Consider the following 21030-nt stretch of genomic DNA (forward strand, 5'->3'; position numbering starts at 1 on the left):
GGTTCACACGCGCAGCGATGCGCGGGAGGTGATGATGACGAGTCAGACCCTGTACGTCGATCCGCAGGCTTTGCGGGCGAGGGCGGCGGCGTTACGCCAGATCGGTACCGCAGCGTTACAGCGACTGGACGAGCTGCAGACCGAGTTCGCGGCGAAGGGACAGCCCTGGGGTGGTGACGCGGCGGGCCAGCAATTCGAGAAAGACGTGTTGCCACAGATAAACCAGAGCTTCTCGGTCTGCGACCAAGCAGCGCGCGCAGTGCTGCAGCTTGCCGACCAACTGGGCCAGATGGCGGATCAGTACGAGGCAGCGGATCTCGCCGGCGCCAGAGAGATTGCGAATGCAGGCGATATGGGAGGAACGTCCGGCGGTGAGCCGACTCCGGCAGCACCACTGTCATCGCTGTCGGTGCCGCAGGCGGCGGCAGCACCGACCTGGTCGGCTTCCGCTGGCGCATCGCCCGCCCAAGTCGAATTTCCTGCCCGAGTCGAATCGCCCGCGCGAGTCGCACCGCAAACCGGACCTGAATCGCCCGTCGGTCCCTCGGGTCCAGGGGGCCCCGGCACCTCGTCAACGCAGACCGGCGGCAAGGCAGGGCCCGCACGCACGCCTTCCCGGAGTACCGGGATCGGCCCAGTCGGGCCGTCGGCGGACAACGGTCCGGCCAGTGGCCAGAACCCACCTCGCCCGCCCGGGAGCGCACCGGATGGAGGTCTCCCCGGCGGACCCGGCAAGACGCCGTCGACCACACCGGACCAGAAGGCCACCAGTGCTGCGGATGGAAAGTCGAGCGCGAAACCTGCCGGACGATCGGTCAACAAGGGCTCACGTCGGGCACAACAGTCGACCACGCCGTGGTCTCGGTCCAATGCCGGTGCGCCACAGGCGACGCCGCCGCGCCAAGCAACCGACCAGCCACAGCGGCCGGCCTCTGCTCGGCCTCGGAACGCTGAGAAGAAGCAGCCCAAGAAGCAGACAAAAACCAGCTTTGGTTCGGATCTGTTGCACGTGGGACGTGAGCTGGCCAACAGATACGGCCTGGAGGTGATCGGCTTCGACACGCCGGATCTCGATCCGGCCTCCGTCACCGAATTCGTGGCGGCCATCGACGCCGTCCTGCCTAACTACCCGGAGATCGCTCTCCGCTCGGTGCGGATTGGGCTCGCAGCAGCGCATTTGGTCGAGTTGGTGGAGCCACGAGACATACCTGGATTGGTGCTGACCTTGAACGGCGCGCTCGTGAGAGCAGCGGCGGCGCCGCCGGCCGACACCACGTTCGCCGCGACCGTGCGCGCGTTGGGCCGAGCGCTGATCGCCGCAGGCGGCGACCGCGCGGCGGCATCGACGCACCGCGTGCTGATCGGACTGTATTTGGATTCCCTGAACATCCGCGAACGCTTCGACACGATCGCGCGTGTTGTGCAGGGGTATCGGACCTGGCTGATCCGCGAAGGCAGCACGGTAAGCGAAGGTCGGCTCGACCCGATGGCCACATTGGAGGAGGGGTTTCTGTCTGTGGTGCGTGATGGCGACAGTGCGGGCAACACGGCGAAAGCCCTGCATCAGGTTATTGTTTCGGCCGCACGCCAGGCCGGTTGATCGGCCTCTGTCTCGTGATCAACGATGACGACATCGTCGAACTGGTGGATTCAATTCCGACGCCGCTCCAACTGGCGCTGCTCGCGGGCCGGTTCCCGGAGCAGAAACCTGGGGCGTTGAGCGAGGTCGGCACGATCATGAGCAAGCTCGGTGCCCATGTCGAGCGGTTTTCCGCCGACACCCAGCAGCAGTGGGCGCTGACACAGCAAGCGCTGCAAGGCGTGTCGCAACAGCAGGCCACACAATTCCTCGACCATGTGACGGCGGCCTCCAATTCAATCGCGGAGGCCACACCCAAGATCGGCGACGCGACGCACAAGCTCGCTAGCGAGTCGTTGGCCTCCCAGCTGGCGATGATCATGATGACGCTGCGGGCGGCGTGGACTGTGATGGCAGGCTTGGGGAACCCGATCGCCGACGCGGCGGCAATCGAGGAGACCCTGCCACGGATCATCGAGGAAAAGGCCGCGTTCGACGCTGCTGCCGAGGCGACGATCCGCGAAATATCCGGCTTGGTGCGACCTCTGGGCTCGTTCGTGGGTCATGCCGCGGTCGTGTCGTTTCGGATCGGTGCCGAGCAAACCGCTTTCACGCTGGCCGCCGATGTTTTGTCCGGTGAGACCCTCGATCCCAAGACGCTGGGTTCGGCGTTCTTGCAGGGCTCCGGATCGGCGTTGGTCAGCCACCTGGCCACCGGGGCGGCGGTGCATTTCTTTCCAGCGCTGCAAAACTCGGCGCTGGGTCGGCTCGGGGTGGGATTCGGGTCGGGTGCCACCATGGTCGGGGCCGGGGCGGCGTTCACAGGACACTGGGACTGGTCGGGACTCCTCGGCGGTGCGCTCAACGGAGCACTGCTGGGTTACGCCGGGGGGCGCAAGTCCCCGGCGGTGGAGGCACCTGAGACCGCCGCTGTACGGAACGTCGGTGACCAGCTGTCCGACGCCGAGCGGGCGAGTTCAGTGGCAAACATGCTCGCCCAGGCGAACAAGCCGCCACGTGAGATCACGACGGCGGGCGTCACCGGAAACGCGGCGGCCGATGTGGCTGCGTTGCAGGGAAAATGGTTGCCCACGAAGCGGATCCCGGAGGTGTCGACCGGTCCTTTTACCCCTGAGGCGGTGCAACAGGCTCGGGAACGGATGGATCTGGCGAAGGCCGATCGGGACGCGGCGAAGGTCGAGGCCCAGGCGCGGATCGAGGAGGCGCAGTCCAGGGTGGAGGATCGGGCTGCCAGGGACCCGCGGGTGCGACGGGCCGACGAACGTGTGGCCTCCGCCGAAGCGGAGTTGGCGGGCCGCCAAGCCCGACAAGAGTCGGCCGAAGCGGTACTGAACGCGTTTCGTCGTGATCGGAGCACTCGAAGCGAGAACGTGGCACATGAGGAGCGGGCGCTCGAAAGGCGGGTGCGTTCGGCGTCGTTCTGGAAGTCGGTAGGCGAGTTCACCGTGGGACGGGCACTCGCGGACCGCGAAGCGGTGTTGGCGGAGGTGGTAGCCGAGCACCGGGCCGACGTAGAGAGTCGGGCTGTCGGCGCGGTGCGGGCATTGCAGGAGCGTCAGCGGGTGTTCGCGCAGGCCAGTGCCGAGCACGACAAGTTGGTGCGGGAGGAGGCGCAACGCCGGTTCGAGGAGTTGCAGGAGCAGGCACGGGCGGCGATCGATGGGGCCGCTGAGAACAGGGGTGGGGTTGGTGGCACAGAGGGCGTCGAGAAGCCGCGTACGCAGGTGGCAGAGGGCGATTCGACGCGACTGGCCAGGCTGCAGGCGCGGCTGGAGGCGGCGCGGTCGCGGGTGGAGCGCGCGGGGTCGCTTGGCGAGCAGATTTCGGCGGAGATGGGGGAACTGCGGGCGAAGGTCGAATTGCGCGCGGCGGAACGGGCGTTGCGTCGGTCTGCGGTGGCGGAGGGGGAATTTGCACAGGCGCTGGCGCGGGCGGAGCGATTGCGGGAGACGGGACGGCCGGAGGCGATAGCCGAGGCAGATGCCCGGGTGGAAGCGGCCACGCGGGCGTGGGAGCGGGCGGCGGAGCGGGCCGAACGGTTGGCGGATGCTGTGGCCGCGCACGTGGAGTTGTTGGCGGTGGATATCGCGTCGGATGTCGAGGTCCGGGCACGGGTGCTCTGGGAGGGGTATCTGTCGCGGCTGGGTGTCGAGCATCTGCCGGGCGAGGCGCCACCGCCGACGTGGTGGCAGCAGCGGCCGTGGCCTCCGGAGCCGGATGCTGATCTGCCGCAGTGGGATTCGATGTCTCACCAGGACCTCGAAGTGCGGTTGAAGGGTCAGTTCGGTGAGGACGAGCAGATCGGCGCATTTTTGGAGGTGCTGCGCCGCGAGGGTGGTCAAGTGATCCGCCCGAATCAATTGATGATGGCGTTGCATATGAGTGAGGGCGGGTTCGTCAATCTGCGGGCCGGCGGTGGCAAGACGTTGCCGTTCGATGAGGCGTCGGCGTACATGGCGTTGAAGCATGGTTCCGTGGTGCGGGTGTCCAGCCATGAGTATCTCGCGGACCGGGATAAGGAGGGGTTCGTCAAGAAATTCGGGAAGTACGGGTTCAAGGCGGTGCGGCTGAACCCGGACGGCAAGTACGCGGAGTTGGACGGTCCAACAGTGTTTTTCGGCACCGATGGCGAGTTGGTACATAGCGATCAGCGCGGCAATATCGTGCCGGCGCGGGCGTTGCTGGCCGATGAGGCGTGCGAGGTGCTCGGTCTGACGCACTCGAACGGCAAGATGTACGCGATCGTCGACGGTGATGACCACAATCTTCCGGGTCCCGAGGCCGACATGGTGATCTGGGCGCGTGACTTCCTGGATGGGTCGCTGGCGAAAGGGGTGTTGACCGAGGCGGATTGTCGGCCGTTGAATGCGATTCCAGCCAAGGCAGATGAACACGGCGGGGCGCGGTTGAATTCGGTGGGGTTGGCGAAAGTGCATGCCGAGTTGGGGCGTGCGCCGACCGAGGAGGAATTGCACCGGTTGAACAACGCGGTGACCGCGCATTTCGACTACCCGGAGAAGGACACGTGGTTCAACTCCGGTGGCGATGATCCGCAGGTCGTGTTGATCAGCCGTACCACCCACGAGCCGGAAGGCAACGCCGGTTCCTCGGGGCGCGAAGCGGTCCACGTGAATCAGCCCGACCCGAAGCAGGCCGAAGGGCAGGCACCCGAAAGCGCCGAGCGGGGTGCGACGTTGAGCCGGGTCGAGAATGGCATCCATCAGGCTTTGGAGGCGATCGCGCAGAAATCGGACCCCAACATGCGAATCCGCGCCGAGCACGACAAGGCGCAGCAAATCAACTCGAAGGAGTACTTCAGTCGGGAATACGGTCGATTCGACGTGGTATCAGGCGCGTCCGGGACGTTGACCTATGTTCCGGCCGAGCGGCTGGAACAGTTGGGCTGGGGTGAGGTGCTCGATGCCCCGGACTACTACGAGGACGTGCTGGTCCAACTCGACGATCACGAGCCTGCCGAGACCCCTGCGGCGAATCTGCAGCAGGTGTTCGACGCGGCGTTGGCCGACTACCGAGCCGGTCGCCCGGTCATCGTGGGCGCTGTCCTCAACAGTGAGGTCGAGCAACTAGTCGCGATGGCCGAGAAAGCCGGGATCCCGTGCAGGTATATGGACGCGCAGAAGCAGTGGCGACTCGGCGGCGCCCGTTTCCACGCCTACATGACCGAACTCGCCGGCAAACACGGGGAGATGGTCATCGGCAACTTCGCTGTCGGTCGAGGCTTCGACAGACACGTGTCGCAAGACACCTGGGAACTTGGGGGCCTGGCATTGCACGGCACCGCCCGCCCCGACGACGTGGCGTTCGAGCAGTTGCGCCGACGCGCCGCCCGCGGCGGCGTCCCGGGATCCGCCCGCTTCGGCAGCACCACCGCACTCGCGCCCGACCCTCACGCCCATGTCTCCATCCACCACGTCCCCAGATCCGGCGAGCAGAACCACGCGGCCGGCAAAAAACCGTACGGCCTCAAACGACTCGACACGCCGACCCAACAGCTACCCAGCAAAGTGGCCGCTGGGTTACACCAAGTCCAACGGCAGGCCGGTGCGGACGCGCCGGCACCGAAATCCGCTGCCCTCCAGACAATTCCGCATTCGCCGACTGACATCGACGTCCGCGATTCGACCCAGCCGCGGTGGACCGACGATCAGGCCGCCGCAGCGCGGCGGGACGCGGAACTGGCGACGGAGCGGCGGCAGGCAGCCGATCAGAATTCCGCGGCTATCGGACGTCATCTGGGTCCAGCCGCATTGATACCCACGCATATACCGCCCACGGCGCCACAAACTCCCACCATCCCGACCCCAACCAGCGCACCAGCAGCAACGAACGCCCCCGCCGCCAACCACACCGCGACCAGTCCACAAACCCCGGACCATCAGGCACTCGACACTCCCGCCACACCCAGGAACACCGCTGCGCCGCAGGTCACGCCTGAGCAGGCGGCTACGCAGGCTCCGCTCACACCTGAGGTGTCGTCTGGACACTCTGCGGAGGCCTACGTGGTGTCGGAGGTGTATGTCCCCGAAGCGCTGGACCCCGTGGGGGCCGCGTTATCGCGTCTTGATCATCGGGAATCCGACGCCGACAATCACGAAACCCATGGGCTGGACGGCCCAGCGAATCCACTGGAGTCCCGCCGCGCACAATCCGAAAATCAAACCGTCCCAGACGACTTCGTCCGCCCTGCCGACACGCCCGGCACCTTACCTGACCAGGTATCCCCCGCTGCAGAACACGCTGGCGGTGCGTCAGGAACCGGCCGGTGGATGCCCGCGATCACCGACCCTGTGCGGCCATCCGGCGACCTCACCCGGGCAACGTTGCTGCCTGTTGCCCTCGAGCGGGCCCTCGCGATGGTTGACAGCGATCCGGCCATCGCGGCGGGCGCGCGGCGTTTCGTGATGCAGAGTTTCGCGGAGTACCAGCACAGGTCTCTGGCCAGCGCCGAAGAGGTCCGCACGCGCGAGTTGATCAGCCAGGATGGCATGACCCCCGTGGCCGCCGCGCTGCAGGCCCGACACAACCTCCAAAACGACAAGGTGCAAGAAAGTATTGACAACTCTGCGGCCGAAAATACCCGGAGGCTGGTCAACAATATATTGCGCGCCAGCAAGCAAAGACGATTGAGTCTGCCGGAGGCACTTGCCCATTTGCATCGCGTCGGCGCCACCACGAAGAACTGGACCGATGCGCTGAAGTCACAACGTTCGGGCCAGGCCACCAGTCCTGCCAGCGACCGTGACGTCGTCGCTACGCCCCGCGAGATATCGACGGGATTAGTCGATACACCTCCTGCTACGAATAGCACACCCGCCACATCCTATTCCGAAGCCGAAGATCGCTCCACAAGCCACCCGGATGGCAGATACGACGGGTACGGGCGAGGCACCGCAGCGCGCCGCAACTATGACGACGATCCGGAGCCTGACCCGACCACGTCACGGGACGAGGCATCGGTGGCCGCGGCACAGCCCACCGACGACAACCAGGTCGAGCTCGATACCCCGGCCACAGGCCAGGTCGACGCAGAATGCGCCGAATACGCGCTGCGCACAGCCGCGGACCTACGAACCCCTGACGGCACTCCGGTATTCGACGTCAAAGTACCCGACGCAGCCGCAATCGCCGAAGCAAAAAAGGCCGGCTACTACCCTCGTGCCGCTATCTCCTGGTACGCGGGCGGCCAACACAAAGAGTACCGCGGCGGATACCACGGCCTCGCGAACGCACTTACCCAATTCAGCATCGCCTCCAGCGACGGGATCGCCGGAATCCTCGTCAACATCGCACCAACGGGCGAAAAAAACGGCCACGTGTTTCTCGCCTACCACGACGGCACAACCATGTGGCTCCGCGCCCTCCACAAAAACATCCCCGACCAACCATTCAACCCAAACAACCCCCCATTCGACACCAAAACCGTCCACGGCATCACGCTCACCCGCCACGGCACCACCCAAACAATTGAATCCCGCCGCGAAGCATTCCAAGACCATGCGGTCCCAGAAGGTTTCGTCCGCCCTCCAGATACCTCCGGTGCCCTACCCAGGCGCGGGATGAGATTGCTGAGGCTATCAGCAAACAACGACGGGTCAGGCGTCGTACCTGGCAGGCGAGGGGGCAATCGATCGGACAGCAACACCGCGCGGCCGAACCCGCGATGGGCCAAACTACCTGGGGGCGGACATCTCTTTATCCCAGCCGTGGGCGGCGACTGGCCGGCGGCCGGGTCACCTGAGATGGGTCAGCCTACCAAGCGTGAAGTGTTGAGCCACGAGGACGTCTGGCCAACGTATTTGGGCGATGTGTTGAATGCTTTCGGCACCAATACCGCACAGCGTGGCATGGTGGGCGCGACAAGCAACCCTGCGGAGGCAGGCATCGCGCTGGCCCCCATTGGCCTCGCGCAGCTTGCTGCGGTACGTGCCGGAATTATGAAGCGGGATCCGCGAGAGGTTATGAGGTGGTCGACAGCAGGCGGCTCGGCCGCGTCTTTGGCTACCGCCGCTCTTCTTGCCGGCAATGGACCCCTGAGTATCGCGCTCCCGCTGGCAACGGGCGCAGAAGCCTTATTCGCCACATACTTTATCAATGCTGTTCAAAGAGATCTTGGGCATGCTTTAAGGCCCGGCGAGGAGTCCATTGTCGGTGGGTTGTTGGCGTTGCCCATTGGAGCCCTGGCCGGTGGGTTCCTCGGACCTTTTCTTGCAGGGCAGGCGGGTTATCTCCCACAGGCCTTCGATGCCGTCATGTGGATGGCAGCGTTCGGGGTGCTGCGGTTTTTGCCGAAAGACCATTCGTCGCACACGCCTGAAGCATCTCAAGGCTTCTCGCGTAGTATGCGTCAAGCCGTCCGCGAACTCGCCCGCACACTAGGCGCGGACAGCTTGCGTAGTATTCGTCAAGCCGTCCGCGAACTAGGCGCGGACACATCCTTCAGACGATTCATCATTCCTGTCTCTCTCAGCAATCTCGCCCTTGCCGATCTGATGTTCCACTTCTCGAACGTGGTACACGACAGTGGCAAGTCTCCGGCGATCCAAGGGGCCGCGACCGCCGCGTTCGCGGCGGGCGGAGTGGCGAGCATGCTTGCGCCTACGTGGATGAAAAACTGGATCGAGGAGCTCGAATTCCGGCATCTCGCTTCGGCTACCCTCGTAGGTTCTGCCGGGTTGACCGCAGTCGCTTCGGTGTGGGACAACCTCGGGGCAATGGCGGCAGCACTAGCGGGGTTGGGAGTATCGTCCACGATTATCACCGCCCGGATTTTCACCTATCTAAAGGAGAATTTCGGGGATTCGTTCGCTCTAGCAACCGGCGGGAAAGACGCCGCCATTGGCTTCGCGACGGCGCTGGGTACCTTTGTCGCCGGCTTTGTGGAGTTATCACACAATCACGCCCTAGAGTCCTTGGTCCCCATCGGCGCTGCTGGGATTGGCGCTGGCCTCTACATCGGTTCCGTTCTGCTGGAAAAAGCCAGCCAGCGGCAGGAAGAAGCACAACGGCGGCAGGACGCTGTCCTTTTCGAGAGCAGGCGACTCGACATGACGGGCAGCAAAGGCGAAAAGACACTGAGCTTTGTCTATGACGTCGGCAACGATGTCGCCGAATATCTCCTCACAGAAGTCAAAGAGATCGTCGACGGCCTCGCCTCCATGCCGCAAGGTCTCACACCTCGGGTACTGTTCGTCGACCCAGGTCTGAAACATGCTGCAGCGGTGGCCAATCCAGATTTCATCCGCGACCACGGCAGAGCACATGAGATCAAACGGAATCGCCTCCGTGATCTGATCGTCGCAGCACAGCGGGCGAATCGCACTGGAGCTGCGGCTCGCGATCAGTTGACCAGGGTTCTGCATAAGGCGGGGCTGCTGTTGGCTGATGGCGGTGTGAATGTGCTGTTCGGTATAGACCGCGACCAGGTCGAGGTGCTGTGCGAGGCACTTTCGGAGCTCTTCCCAGAAACACTCTGGGGGTATGCATCGCTAGTGACCGCAGAGCGTGGGCATGAGAGTCAGGACCACGCCGCAAGAATGGCTGGCGACGTGTTGCAAACCGGCCTCGGTCGTCTCGCCGTCCACCGTCGTTTACAACATGCTGCACTCGAGGGGACAGCGGGGCGTCGAACGGCCGCGCGTGCTGCAAAGCGATGGGTCAAGTTGGTGGGAAGCGAACCTACGCAGGTAGAACCAGACCTGATCCCTGCGAGGACCACACAGTCCGTTGAAGCGTCGGCTGTCAGCCAGCAAGCTGTAGCGGAGTCGGATCCGCACGCGAGTGCCGAAGAACCACACCGCCAACCACACCCGTCCGCGTCGACAATGCTGGCAGACAGGCGGTTGACCTCCGATCATGTACGACGATACATTGAGAAATGGACGCCGACTCTAGAGCAGGAATTCGCAAATCGGCAATTTGATGTAGAGAATGTTCTCGCACGCAGACCCAGACCGACACTGGAACCCGATAAGGTTAAGACAACTGCCGACATCTTTACCCTTCTAAGAAGGGACGGTATTTACGAGATGCGCCGCAAGGTAGGTATCCTTGAAAGGTTTTTGTCGGGAGATGACCTCGAAACATGGACGAGCGAAGAAAGCGAAATACTTGACAGAGCGCTCGGCAGCGTTGCTCACGGAACACTTCACGTAACTACCTGGGAAGATTACCGCGGAAACAATCCAGATGCGATCGCCAGCCACGCACTCGAGGCGAAAGCATCGGCGCCGTGGATGTCGACTCGACCGGGATCGTTGCGTGAACGAATGGAGACGTTCGCTGCTGGTCAGTTATGTTTGGTCGACCTCAGCGGCCAGCTGTTGGGCATCCTCTCGACGAATCGCATCGACTGGGATGGCGACCCGCGCACCCTGGGCACTCGACGTGAGATCGCAGGCGAGGAGGGCACGTACCGCGATACATATAGGCCTACCGGAAACACTCTGTGCATTCTCGCAATGAATATCACGCCGAACGTCGCGCCACAGTTTGCGCAAGATCCATTGATAAATTCCTTGGTCGAATTTGCTGGCCGCGAGAATATCGAGCACATCGTTGGATCATTCCACCCCTCAGGCTACGCCTTCAGCGTCAGAATGGCGCACCACCGGAATGAACATTTACCGACTTTGGCGGAGTACGTTGATGAACCCCAGAACGATGGCACGCTCGCACACCTTGCCGACCACTTCGGTATGCAGGTTCTCGAGGTTGAACACCGCTCCGTCCAGATACCGCTCAGCGCTGTCGAATTCGAGAGCTTCAGGCGACCGAATTGGATCCGGCTCGATACCGTAGAGGGCCCCGCGTGGTGGTGTGGCGAGGCTGGATTCATCTATCAGCTCCCCGACGGAAATTATGAATACCGCGAGGACAATGTTTGGGGCCTGATTCCCGTACCGGGTGCGCACACCGAATCTGCGCAATCCAGCCCTGACGACGACCCGGAGTCCGACCCGACGACCACCTCACGAGACAGAGTCTCGGCGACCGGGGCACGACCCACCGAAGACAACCAGGTCGAGCGGGACATCCCGCCCCCGAGCCCAACCGACACGGCATGTCTCGCACATGCCCTGCGCACAGCCGACAAGCTACGGACCCCCGACGGCACACCCGTATTCGACGTCGAGATACCCAGCGAGGCAGCGATCACCGAGGCGGCGCAGGACGGCTTTCCGCGAGCCACAATCTCCTGGTTCGCAGGTGGTCAACACGACCCCTACGACGGGTACCACCATCTCGCGAGAAAACTCACCCGACTCAGCGCCGCATCCAGCGACGGTGTCGCCGGCATCCTGGTGAACGCCAAGCCGACCGATGCCGAATTAGGCCATGTGTTCCTCGCCCACCACGACGGCACAACCATGTGGCTGCGCGCCATCGGCGAGAACATCCCCGACCAACCGCTCGACCCCGACAACCCCCCATTCGACACCGAAACCCTCCACGGCATCACACTGACCCGTCACGGCACCAAGATACTGGACTCCCGCCGTGACGTATTCCAAAACCGCAAGGTCCCAAAAAAACGTTTCCGAAAGATCCCCAAAAATCGCTTCATCCGACCCCCCGACAACTCCGGCGCCCTACCGAACCACGAGACGGCCGCTTCCTTCGGGGCTGGTGAGGTCCCGGTACACGGCGGCGAGGACGAGACATCACCTGCACCGGACCACGACGTACGCAATCGGCTGGTCGAGCTGGTCGAGGCCAACCTGGACCTGATCGGCGCCCATATCGAGTGGGATCACGATCGCAAGGTCTTCTGGTTTCGCAATGACCAGGACGCAGTTGTCACAGTCGAACTGCAACCGCATTCAGACCCGGTCGGCCCGATCGCCGGGCGGCCTGACGATGGGAAGGTATTGGCCTATGGGCTGCCTGTTGCCACTTGGGCGTCGGATGTGGCGGCGATGCCCAAGATTGTGCGGAAGCTGGAAATCCTTCGGGCCCTGCAACAGCACAATGTTGAACTCCGCGAGGAGAAGCCACCGTTCCGCATCAATGGGGCCAGGGCCGCCATAACTGCGGAGCAGATGGGCGGGTTCGCCGAATTGCGGGCCCTCGTAGGGATGGCGCAACGAGATGGTGCAGTCCACGGGTCCGAACTGCGCAGTGTCTTGGACGAGGTGGCCGCGGAACTGCAGCTACGCCCAGGCGACTCGGACGTCGACACGCGGATGGCGCAGCTGGCACAGTGGGATCGACAGAGCCGCACAGCGGAGCGGCTCCGGGAATTGATGCCGGAGTGGGCATCCGGATCCGACGCACGATTCGACCAGGCGTTCCTCGAATCGAAAGCCGCAGAACTCGAGCAGTTGATCAGAGAAAGCCGTGAATACCGCCCCGCCTCCCAGCTTCCCAGACGCGATGGCTGGGTCAAGGCACGCCCGCCGAGATCGTCTCTTGGCTTCCAGGAATTGCTCCGCTGCATCGAGACAGACCTCGCCCTCATCACCCGTGAACACCTACGGTGGGACCCGGGCAGGGCGCGATTCACATTCGTCGACAAGCAGGGTGACCGCGTCGAGGTGGCAGTGTGGGCGGGAACCGCACGGGTCGGTGGAACCGCAGACATCTTCTATAACCGCCACGATGACCGTTACGACATCGTCGTCGATTCCCGCGTCGACGAGGCACATGTGGCTCAGGCGGTCGCGGACGCGGTGGGCCGTATACTGCATCGCGCCGACAACTCGATTCAACTCGACCTGATCGGCAGCCGGGCGGTCCAGATGACCGAGAGCCTCGCCGGTCTGTTCTCCCAAATGTCGGTCGTCGTCGGCCGGTTGGAGCGGGCCGTAGCGGCAGTACAGCCGGATCTGGTGCAGGTCATGATCGAAGAGCTGCGAAAGACTGTCGCGCATGCGGAGCAGGCATTATCCGAGGAGGGGTCCGCGAGCTGGACGGCCTTGCTCGCCGCCCGTGAGCCTCTGCTGGCCGAACGTGCCACCCATTGGGTATCGACACTCCTGCCCGAGCACGCCACCGACGAATCGTCGGTCTTCGACGAACCTGAGATACATCTCCAAGTCTACAACCTAGGCGAGTTTCGTGCCGACGCGCGGACGGATTTGTCTAATAACGAACTGTTTCATCGCATCGAGGCCGATCTCGATCTCATTATCGATCAGCGAATAACCTGGAACAGGGGGAGATTCACGATTATCACCGCCAGTGGTGAGCATCACGTCATCTACGTGAAGGTGCATCCGGTCAAGTCCGGCGTTGTTGCCTCTGCCCATAGCACTGGACCCGGCACGTATTCGCTTCTGGTGTCGCCTCGCACGCATCCGGACGACGTATCGCGTGCGGTGAAAGGGGTGCTGGATGAGATCCTGCAGCAACACGAGCCATCACCCCGACCATGGTGGGCACGCCGATTCGGCCAGCTGGGATTGGTGGTCAAGACATTCGTGGACGCAGAGGCCCGCGAGCTCAGCGACCGTGTGTCTACGTTGGGTCGAAAGCTCGTCGCCTTGGCCGCGGACTTGAGCATGCGGCCCACCGATCCCAGTTTCCCGCACCGGCTCGCGGCCTTGGCCGAGTACGACGACCAGCTCGCGACGGAATTCGAGGAGCTGATCTCGCGTATGCCCGGCGATCGTCTGCCGGTCAGCAATCGCCATCAGGCGCGACCGCAATCGGTGTTGAGTTTCGGTGCGAGCGCGGTTCGGCACAACAGCACGGAGGTCAGCAAAGCCACCTCAGCACGCGTGATCGGCGAGGTGTGGGAGATCGCGCCGGTGGAGACCGCGCGCGCGATGGAGGAGGGAGGGGTTGAGGCACTGCACGCACCGCTGCACATCGGACTGCAACTGCGGGCCGCCGGTGTGACGATGCCGATCATCTCGCCCGGTTCGGCTATCGACGCCGAGGTCGCGGCGATCGCGATCAACGCCGACATCACCCTCACGGTGTCCTCGATCGACCAGCTACACACGGTTGCGCGCACCGCACGAACACTCGGCGCCACCGCCAAGATCGCCGTCGAATTCGACACCGGTAAACACGCGGGCGGCATTTCACCCAGCCAACGTCCAGAGCTGATCGAACGCCTGAACGAATACTCCGATGTGATCCCAGATGTCCATTGCTTCACCGAGCTGGCTCACGACGATGACCCGTGGCACCCGATGAACGACCGTCAAGTCCACCTTATGCACCAGCTTGCGCCCGAGTACAACACCTACCACATCGCAGGTGACGCGCTCGCAGTGCGACCGCAACTATGTCCCTCCCCCGCTGTCCGCTTGGGTGCACCCTTGTACGGGTATCTTCCCGGTGAGTCGCCGAACCTGGCATTGCAACCCTCAATCACACGCTGGGCGCGTGTCGCGTTCGTTAAAACGGTGCCCGCCGATGAAGGGCACGGCTACCTGGGTGTGCCAGCGGGTCGCGAACGGCAGATCGCGTGGGTCGGGCTGGGGTACCCGGACGGTGTGCCCCATGATCTGGGCACGTGGGACCAGGGCCTGTGGGTGCTGATCAACGGCGTGCGATGTCCGATCGCCGGTCCGGTGTCGATGGACCAGCTCCCCGTCGAAGTACCTGCCGGGGTGCACATTTCAGAGGGCGACATCGTCGTGCTCGCCGGACCCGGCATCGACGGTGAACCCACCGCGCAGCAGTGGTCTACCGCATTGGACGTGCCGTTGGACCAGTTCGCGAGCGCGCCACCCGGCCGCACCCGGGTGGTGGTGCACGACGGGGTCGACCTCGTCATGGACCCCATGTACGCGCGCAGCAAGGTGAACCCATCCGTCGCCTCGGCATCGGCCACCGTCAGCACCGACGCGCTCACGAACAACCTGACTGTGGCGCGCCGACGATTCAACGAGGAGATCGACGAATACAACCGGATCCACGGGACCAAACTGGCCGCACCTCGAATCATGCTGGTGGTGAAGGGAAATGCGTACGGTTTCGACGCTGAAATCCTTGCCCGCGCAGCGGAGGCGGCGGGCGTCGATGCAATCGGAGGAGCGCAGATCGACGAGGTGGTCAAGCTACGCGCCTCGGGTATCGGTGTCCCGTTGCTGGCATGGCAGACCAACCCCCGCTCAGACTTCGAGTCAGCAATCAGATCGAATGTAGCGGTGGGGGTTTCGTCGGAGGCGGTACTGCGCGCGGTGGCCGCGGCCGCCGAGCGGGTCGGGGAGCCTGCGACGGTGCATCTCGCTGTCAACACCGGCTTGAACCGTGAAGGATTGTCCGCGAACGAACTCGCTCGACTGATTCCCATACTCCTCGACGAGGTCGACAGCGGCCGGATCGTGCTCGAGGGTCTGATGTCTCACGCCGATCTCGACGAAACAAAATCGGACAGGCACTACCAGCGCTTCATGGAGGCAGTCGACACCCTGGCAGAGGCCGGTCTGCACCCAAGCATGTTGCACCTATGGGCCAGCATGGCGACAGATATCCCACCGGACCGACGCATGACGCTGGTCCGGTTGGGAACGCTGCTCTACGGGCGATGGTGGGACTTCGGACCGCACCCGGAACTGCAAGATGTACTGGAGATCCGCACTCGGGTCGCTGACACGATCCACGTCCGCGCTGGCGACGGTGCGGGGCTGCACCACCGCTGGACCGCCGAGTGTGACACCATCCTCGCGCGGATCCCGATCGGCTCCGCCGACCTTCCACTGCCCAACCCGAACATGCCGTTCGATGTGGCGATCAATGGCAGATGGTACCCGAAGGTCGGCCCCGCCGAACGACACCACATCCTGGTCGACCTGGGCCCCGACTCAGAGATCGGTGCGAACACCGAGGTCGTCGTGCTCGGTGCGGCAGAGCGGGGTGAACCCACGGTAGCCGACTGGGTAGAGGCCGGATTCGCCCAAGGACCAGCCCTCGGCCCTGGTGTTCACGTTGAGATCGTGTCGAGCCCTCCCGCCCAAGCCTCCATCTCCGAGCCCACTCCGGGGCCGCCACCCTCGACACCCACAACAGATCCCCAGGCCGAGCGTGCCTTCTGGACCATCGATTTCGACCATTACGGCGATCTCGTTCAGGACCCGGCCGACCACGACAATTTCGATGACCGACCAGGAGAAGCCGGCGAGGAGCCGGGTGATGTCCCCGAGCCCGTCGACCAACTGCTCGACAGGTCAGTTCCGCGTGGTGACACACCGGAGTGGGTGCGCCCAGATGAGTGGAATCCGGGGCGAGCGGCCGACGTCGCTGGCAGGTCACCGTGGGCTGCGCGCGAAGTGGGCACGGACTTCGTGGCTGATTCGACGAGGCGTCCACCACACGCAGGTCCGGCTGTACCCGCCCCGCCCCGCTTCCCTGACGAACACAACGAGGAACCCGATCGGCACCATCGTGAACCTCCAGGCGACCAACGTGGCCCGAAAAGCACCGCGCCCGAACCTCAATCCAATCCTGGACCAAGATCCCGTGCCACCTTCGACGATGGCGCGGAGACAAGAGCCGAACTGCAACTGGCAGCACCCCAGCCGAACGCCGAACGTGGTGTAGCCCAGGCGTCGGGGACAATCGACCTCACCCCTGAGAGGTCGGATTCGCCTGGTACCGATGACGTGCCTGGAACGACCGCGCAGTCCGAGCAACGATCGGGTGCCGATGCACAGCATGAGACATCCCGCGCTGCGGCTCCACGGAAGTCTGCCATGCCGACACCGTGGACCGCGGCGAACAGTGCTGGACGGGCCATAGCACCGCCCGGCCCGACCGCGCATGTCATGCATACACCCTGGACCGAGCGAGATCTCATGGAGCAGGGTGGTGCCGCGTTCACGCCCTGGCCGACTGCCGGTCGGGTCGCTCCAGCGGGCCCCGCTCCTGAATGGGCCGACGTACACGACCAACTGTCACGGACCCACGTACCGCCCGGAAATGCTGCTGCCGACGGCCGCGGTGCAGAGCTCGCCGCTCGATCGAATCCTGATGCGGCTCCACACGATCGCAGTCCGACAGGGTTACCTGCGTTGGCTGACCATCGCGATTCATCCGAGGTCGACAGTGCTGGCAACGCCAGTGAGGAGACACACACGAGCACTTCTCCAGCGATCACTGTCGATGGTCCGACAGACCCCGATCACACGGGCGCCGAGTGGGCGGCGGTCGCAGACATGTTGGACCGCTGGTTTGTATCGTCCGAGGAGAAGGCTCTGCCCGGCTTGGTCACCGATGTCCGGTTCTTGAACGACCAGATACGGCGGCCCGCGACAATCGATCCGCTGACCTGGGTGTTCGGTTTGGCGACAGTGGTAGCGGACCGCCTCATGACCTTGGCGACCGGGATCCCACAGCGGTCACAAACTGGTCTTCCAGGGGGTGTGCGGGACGAGGCAGAATCGATACTCGCCCAGCCGTCGCCCGAGGCGAAGGAGCGCGTGTGGGTGGTCTTGGAGAGGTTGCGCCAGGAGGCGCTGTTCCCAGCCCCTCCCGCGGCGGGCGACGACGAGCCGGAGATTGCGGCGACATCGACGCCAGTCGACTACGACTGGGATTGGCCGTTCGAGGTTGACGCGGCGTTCGACGGGCTCGGTTACAAGCCAAAGAAATACATGGAATTGCGGGAGTATGCACAAGATCTCGAACAACGTTTCGGCACTGTCCATGTAGAGGACGTCGGAGTTACCGACGGCGATCTACCGATTTCCATTGTCACGATCCCGGGACCGCCCGGTTCGCCCACGAAGCTTGTGTACAACCTCGATCATGTCGACGAATACTTCTCCTCCGGGACCGCTGAAGCTGCGATGCACCTCCTGGCGACGAACCCGGCAGCCCGCACGGAAACCGTGGTCTTCTATCTGGCTGTCGATCCTGATGCCGCCGTCCGGTCGGAGAACTGGGACACATCCCGCTGGCCGCTCCGGACCGGTGGCCACTTCCAGGACAGTTCCCGCCAGATCCCTGACGAGCAAATAGAACACCGATTCGGCACGGGATGGTCGGCAGCAGTGATGCGTACGTTTGTCGAGGTGCTGCATAGGATCAAGCCAGATATCATAGTTGCACTTCACAACAGCTTTTTCGAACCACCCTATGTCGGGGTCACCGAGCCCGTGCGTGGGCTACCCGCCATCGTGGCCAGGGCTTCCGCGGAGGCGGGGTCACCCGCACGAGGACCCGACCACGAGTGGCCGAACGCCGTTCGACTTGGACCAGGCGTCGTGTTGCTGCCCGACGACTCATACTGGGCAAAAATCGCCGACGATGTGTACGAATACACCGGAAAGCGACCGATTGTGGCGTTTGCAGAAGGACAAATATGGCATCGGCGTTTCACTCCACGCCATACTGTCGGCGAAGCGCGTGATTTCGCCAAACAGCAACTGAGAGGAATGAAGAAGACCGTCACACGCCTGGCAGAAACCTCCCCATCACATCTTTCAGCGGCAGGAAAGAACTTCTTCGACGCAACAGGTAAAGAACTCGTCAAAGAATGGCGGCTTCGGGCTGAGAAGAATTCAGACGAGGTTGCCGCGGATCATATCTGGGCTTACCTGTACTTGCTCCGGATGCTCGGCCAATTGCTGCACCACGCCAGGAATCTGCAACGCAATGGAATGAATGAGCCCTGGCTTGACAAGGTCGTTGCCCAGCTGCGTCGGCGATTTGCCATCTTGGACCGACAACTGGTGCATACCTATGGGATCGAACCTGCCGAGTTCCAGCGTTCGGTGGAGGCACAACTCAAGATCACGCTAGGTGTGGGTCGAGAAATCGTACCCATGACCAGTACATTCGGAGGCCCAGCCGACGTCGAGACCACCACCGATGTCGACGAAAGCCAGACCCCCACCGACAACAACGCAGACAGGACAGTCACAGTTGCCACTCCGCACGATACTTCCAACACTCCAGCGCAATCACGCACTTCGCAGACTGGGGACTCGCCAGAGGGAGATTCGAATTCGGGCAGACGCCGGTTCACGGCGGACGCTGGGAATCCGCTCGCCGGAGCGGTCGGACACGCAAAACTGGGCACGACACGATGGGCGATTCCAGGGCAGGCAGATCCTGCGGCGTTCCGTGCGGCGCGGTCGCCATGGACCGGCCATTCGTCGACCGACGACATTGAGTTCGGCGGGGAGATGCGGCCGCCACACGTCAGCCCGCACGTGCCCGAGGTCAACCGCTTCCCCAGGCGAAGGAATCACGCGCCAATAGAGAGCGTCGACACCGAACAAGACCTCGTGCAGTCGACGGACGCTGACACCGGGCGGATGACGCCGCCACCTGACAACAACCCGTTCGAAGGCGGCAGTGGCCCCAAGCGCGGCGCTCAGCCAAAGCCCAAGGCCGCCTCCAACGACATTCCGGACCCCAACCCGATCACGAATGTACTGAACAATCAGATCACAGTGAATCGATTGAATATCGGCGGCGATCTTGGTGGCCAGGAGGAGCATGACAAACAATTAGCTGCCGCAGCCCACGAAAACGCCGACGGGACACCGCCGCCCGTTAGCAAGCCCGAAATCCATTCAATTGCAGGCGATAACGACACCGACCCAACACCAGGCGGAGACCGGGTTTCACAGATTTCGCTCGATCGATATGTCGGAGATTTCGCGGTCTTCCTCCCCAACGGCCGCAAATTGCAATGCCGTGTCGAGGGACCAGAGGGCGGGCAACCAGTGATCCAGTTTCATGGCAGGCCGAGTAGCCGTCTGGATACCGCTCCGCCGGAGTTGCTCGATCGACTGAACATACGACTCGTAACTTTCGATCGGCCTGGCTGGGGTGGATCCGACTTCCAAGAGGGCATAACAATCGCCGATAGCGCTGCGCACGTCGAAGCGATCATGGACCATCTCGGATACCAACAATTCGCTGTCGTCGGTCGATCTGGCGGAACCGCCTACGCGGCGGCCGCAGCAGCTCTTCTACCCGACCGTGTCACGAAAGTCGCACTTCTCGTTCCGGTTGCACCTCCGTCTCTGATGCAAGAGGGATACCTCGAGAACTTGCATCCAAATCAGCGCCTCGCCCGAACCTCGCCTGACGTGACTGCCGAGCGATACGCGAGGTACAAGGAAACCCGCAACCCATTGGAGATCATCGGAACTCCGCGAGATGAACTCGTCAGTATGGACCGAGAGATTATCGACAAATATTGGGAAGACTTGGTCCTCAGCTTCGACGAAGCTTTCACACAGGGTCCCGCAGCTTGGAAAGCTGAAATCGAACAAATGAATGGTGTTGATACCTGGGGCTTCGAATATAGCGATATCAAATGCCCAGTTCTCATCTGGGCTGCGAGTAGAGATGAGAACACGCCTGCTCTGTACGCGCAAAGGGTCGCCGAACAGTTGTCGCCGGGGCAGTGTCGGCAATACCTCGCTGTGGACGAAAGGCTGGGCCACTTCGGAGCTTTCGAAATCAAGCCTGGGACATACGCTTGGCTAACTGGACGAGAAGACTTGATACGCTTTCCCACCGAGCGGCCAGCCGGTCAGGCGCCGGGGACACCTATCCGCACCAGTCTCGAACAATGGAGCGCCCTCGCGGAGAACGATGACGCCCTCCCACGCGCGGCCACCGATTCGCCCCAATGATCAGGCCCACGGTTGGCCTAAGCGGTTGTTGCGCCTGCTGCTGCACGATCTAGACGAAGCGAATCAAATCGTTGGTGTACTGAAGTCATCCGCCGCAGCGGCTTCAACCGACTCAGTCTCGATCGATCTGTTGCATGGCGCAACTCTGTCCCGAGCCAGCGGCGTCCGCTATCCCATGCTGTTGGTGGTGCTTAATCCGGTGTCGGGGATTGCCGACTCGGAATACTATTCTGCGTTGGACAGTGCGACTGAGCGTTTCGTGAGTGGCTGGTCCAGGTGACGGGCTCACCGTTGGCAGTGGCGCCATCGTCTCGAGCCACAGAACCGAAACATGAGAGTCCGTCTTCTGGGCCACTCAGT

General features: G+C 63.1%; 3 protein-coding genes. 2 read left to right on the forward strand and 1 reads right to left on the reverse strand.

What is annotated here, in order from left to right:
- Nucleotides 1-34 precede the first annotated feature (34 nt).
- Nucleotides 35-1600 (forward strand): hypothetical protein, encoded by a 1566-nt coding sequence (locus tag OHQ90_RS26080; protein ID WP_328401780.1) that lies wholly within the window; start codon nucleotides 35-37, stop codon nucleotides 1598-1600.
- 50 nt (nucleotides 1601-1650) lie between these two features.
- Here OHQ90_RS26080 and OHQ90_RS26085 read toward each other — a convergent pair whose 3' ends face one another.
- Entirely contained in the window at nucleotides 1651-1857 is a 207-nt protein-coding gene (locus OHQ90_RS26085) for a hypothetical protein (protein ID WP_328401782.1), read from the reverse strand.
- Between the two features lie 1467 nt (nucleotides 1858-3324).
- Here OHQ90_RS26085 and OHQ90_RS26090 point away from each other — a divergent pair.
- Nucleotides 3325-20670, forward strand: a complete 17346-nt coding sequence (locus tag OHQ90_RS26090) for an alpha/beta fold hydrolase (RefSeq protein WP_328401784.1) — start codon at nucleotides 3325-3327, stop codon at nucleotides 20668-20670.
- Nucleotides 20671-21030: the final 360 nt, after the last annotated feature.

It is taken from the genome of Nocardia sp. NBC_00403, assembly GCF_036046055.1.
In the GTDB taxonomy this organism is placed as follows: domain Bacteria; phylum Actinomycetota; class Actinomycetes; order Mycobacteriales; family Mycobacteriaceae; genus Nocardia.

Excerpts from the sequence above, each read along its gene's own strand:
- OHQ90_RS26080 (WP_328401780.1), top strand. The coding sequence starts at position 35 with ATGACGAGTCAGACCCTGTACGTCGATCCGCAGGCTTTGCGGGCGAGG.
- OHQ90_RS26085 (WP_328401782.1), bottom strand. The coding sequence starts at position 1,857 with ATGGTCGAGGAATTGTGTGGCCTGCTGTTGCGACACGCCTTGCAGCGC.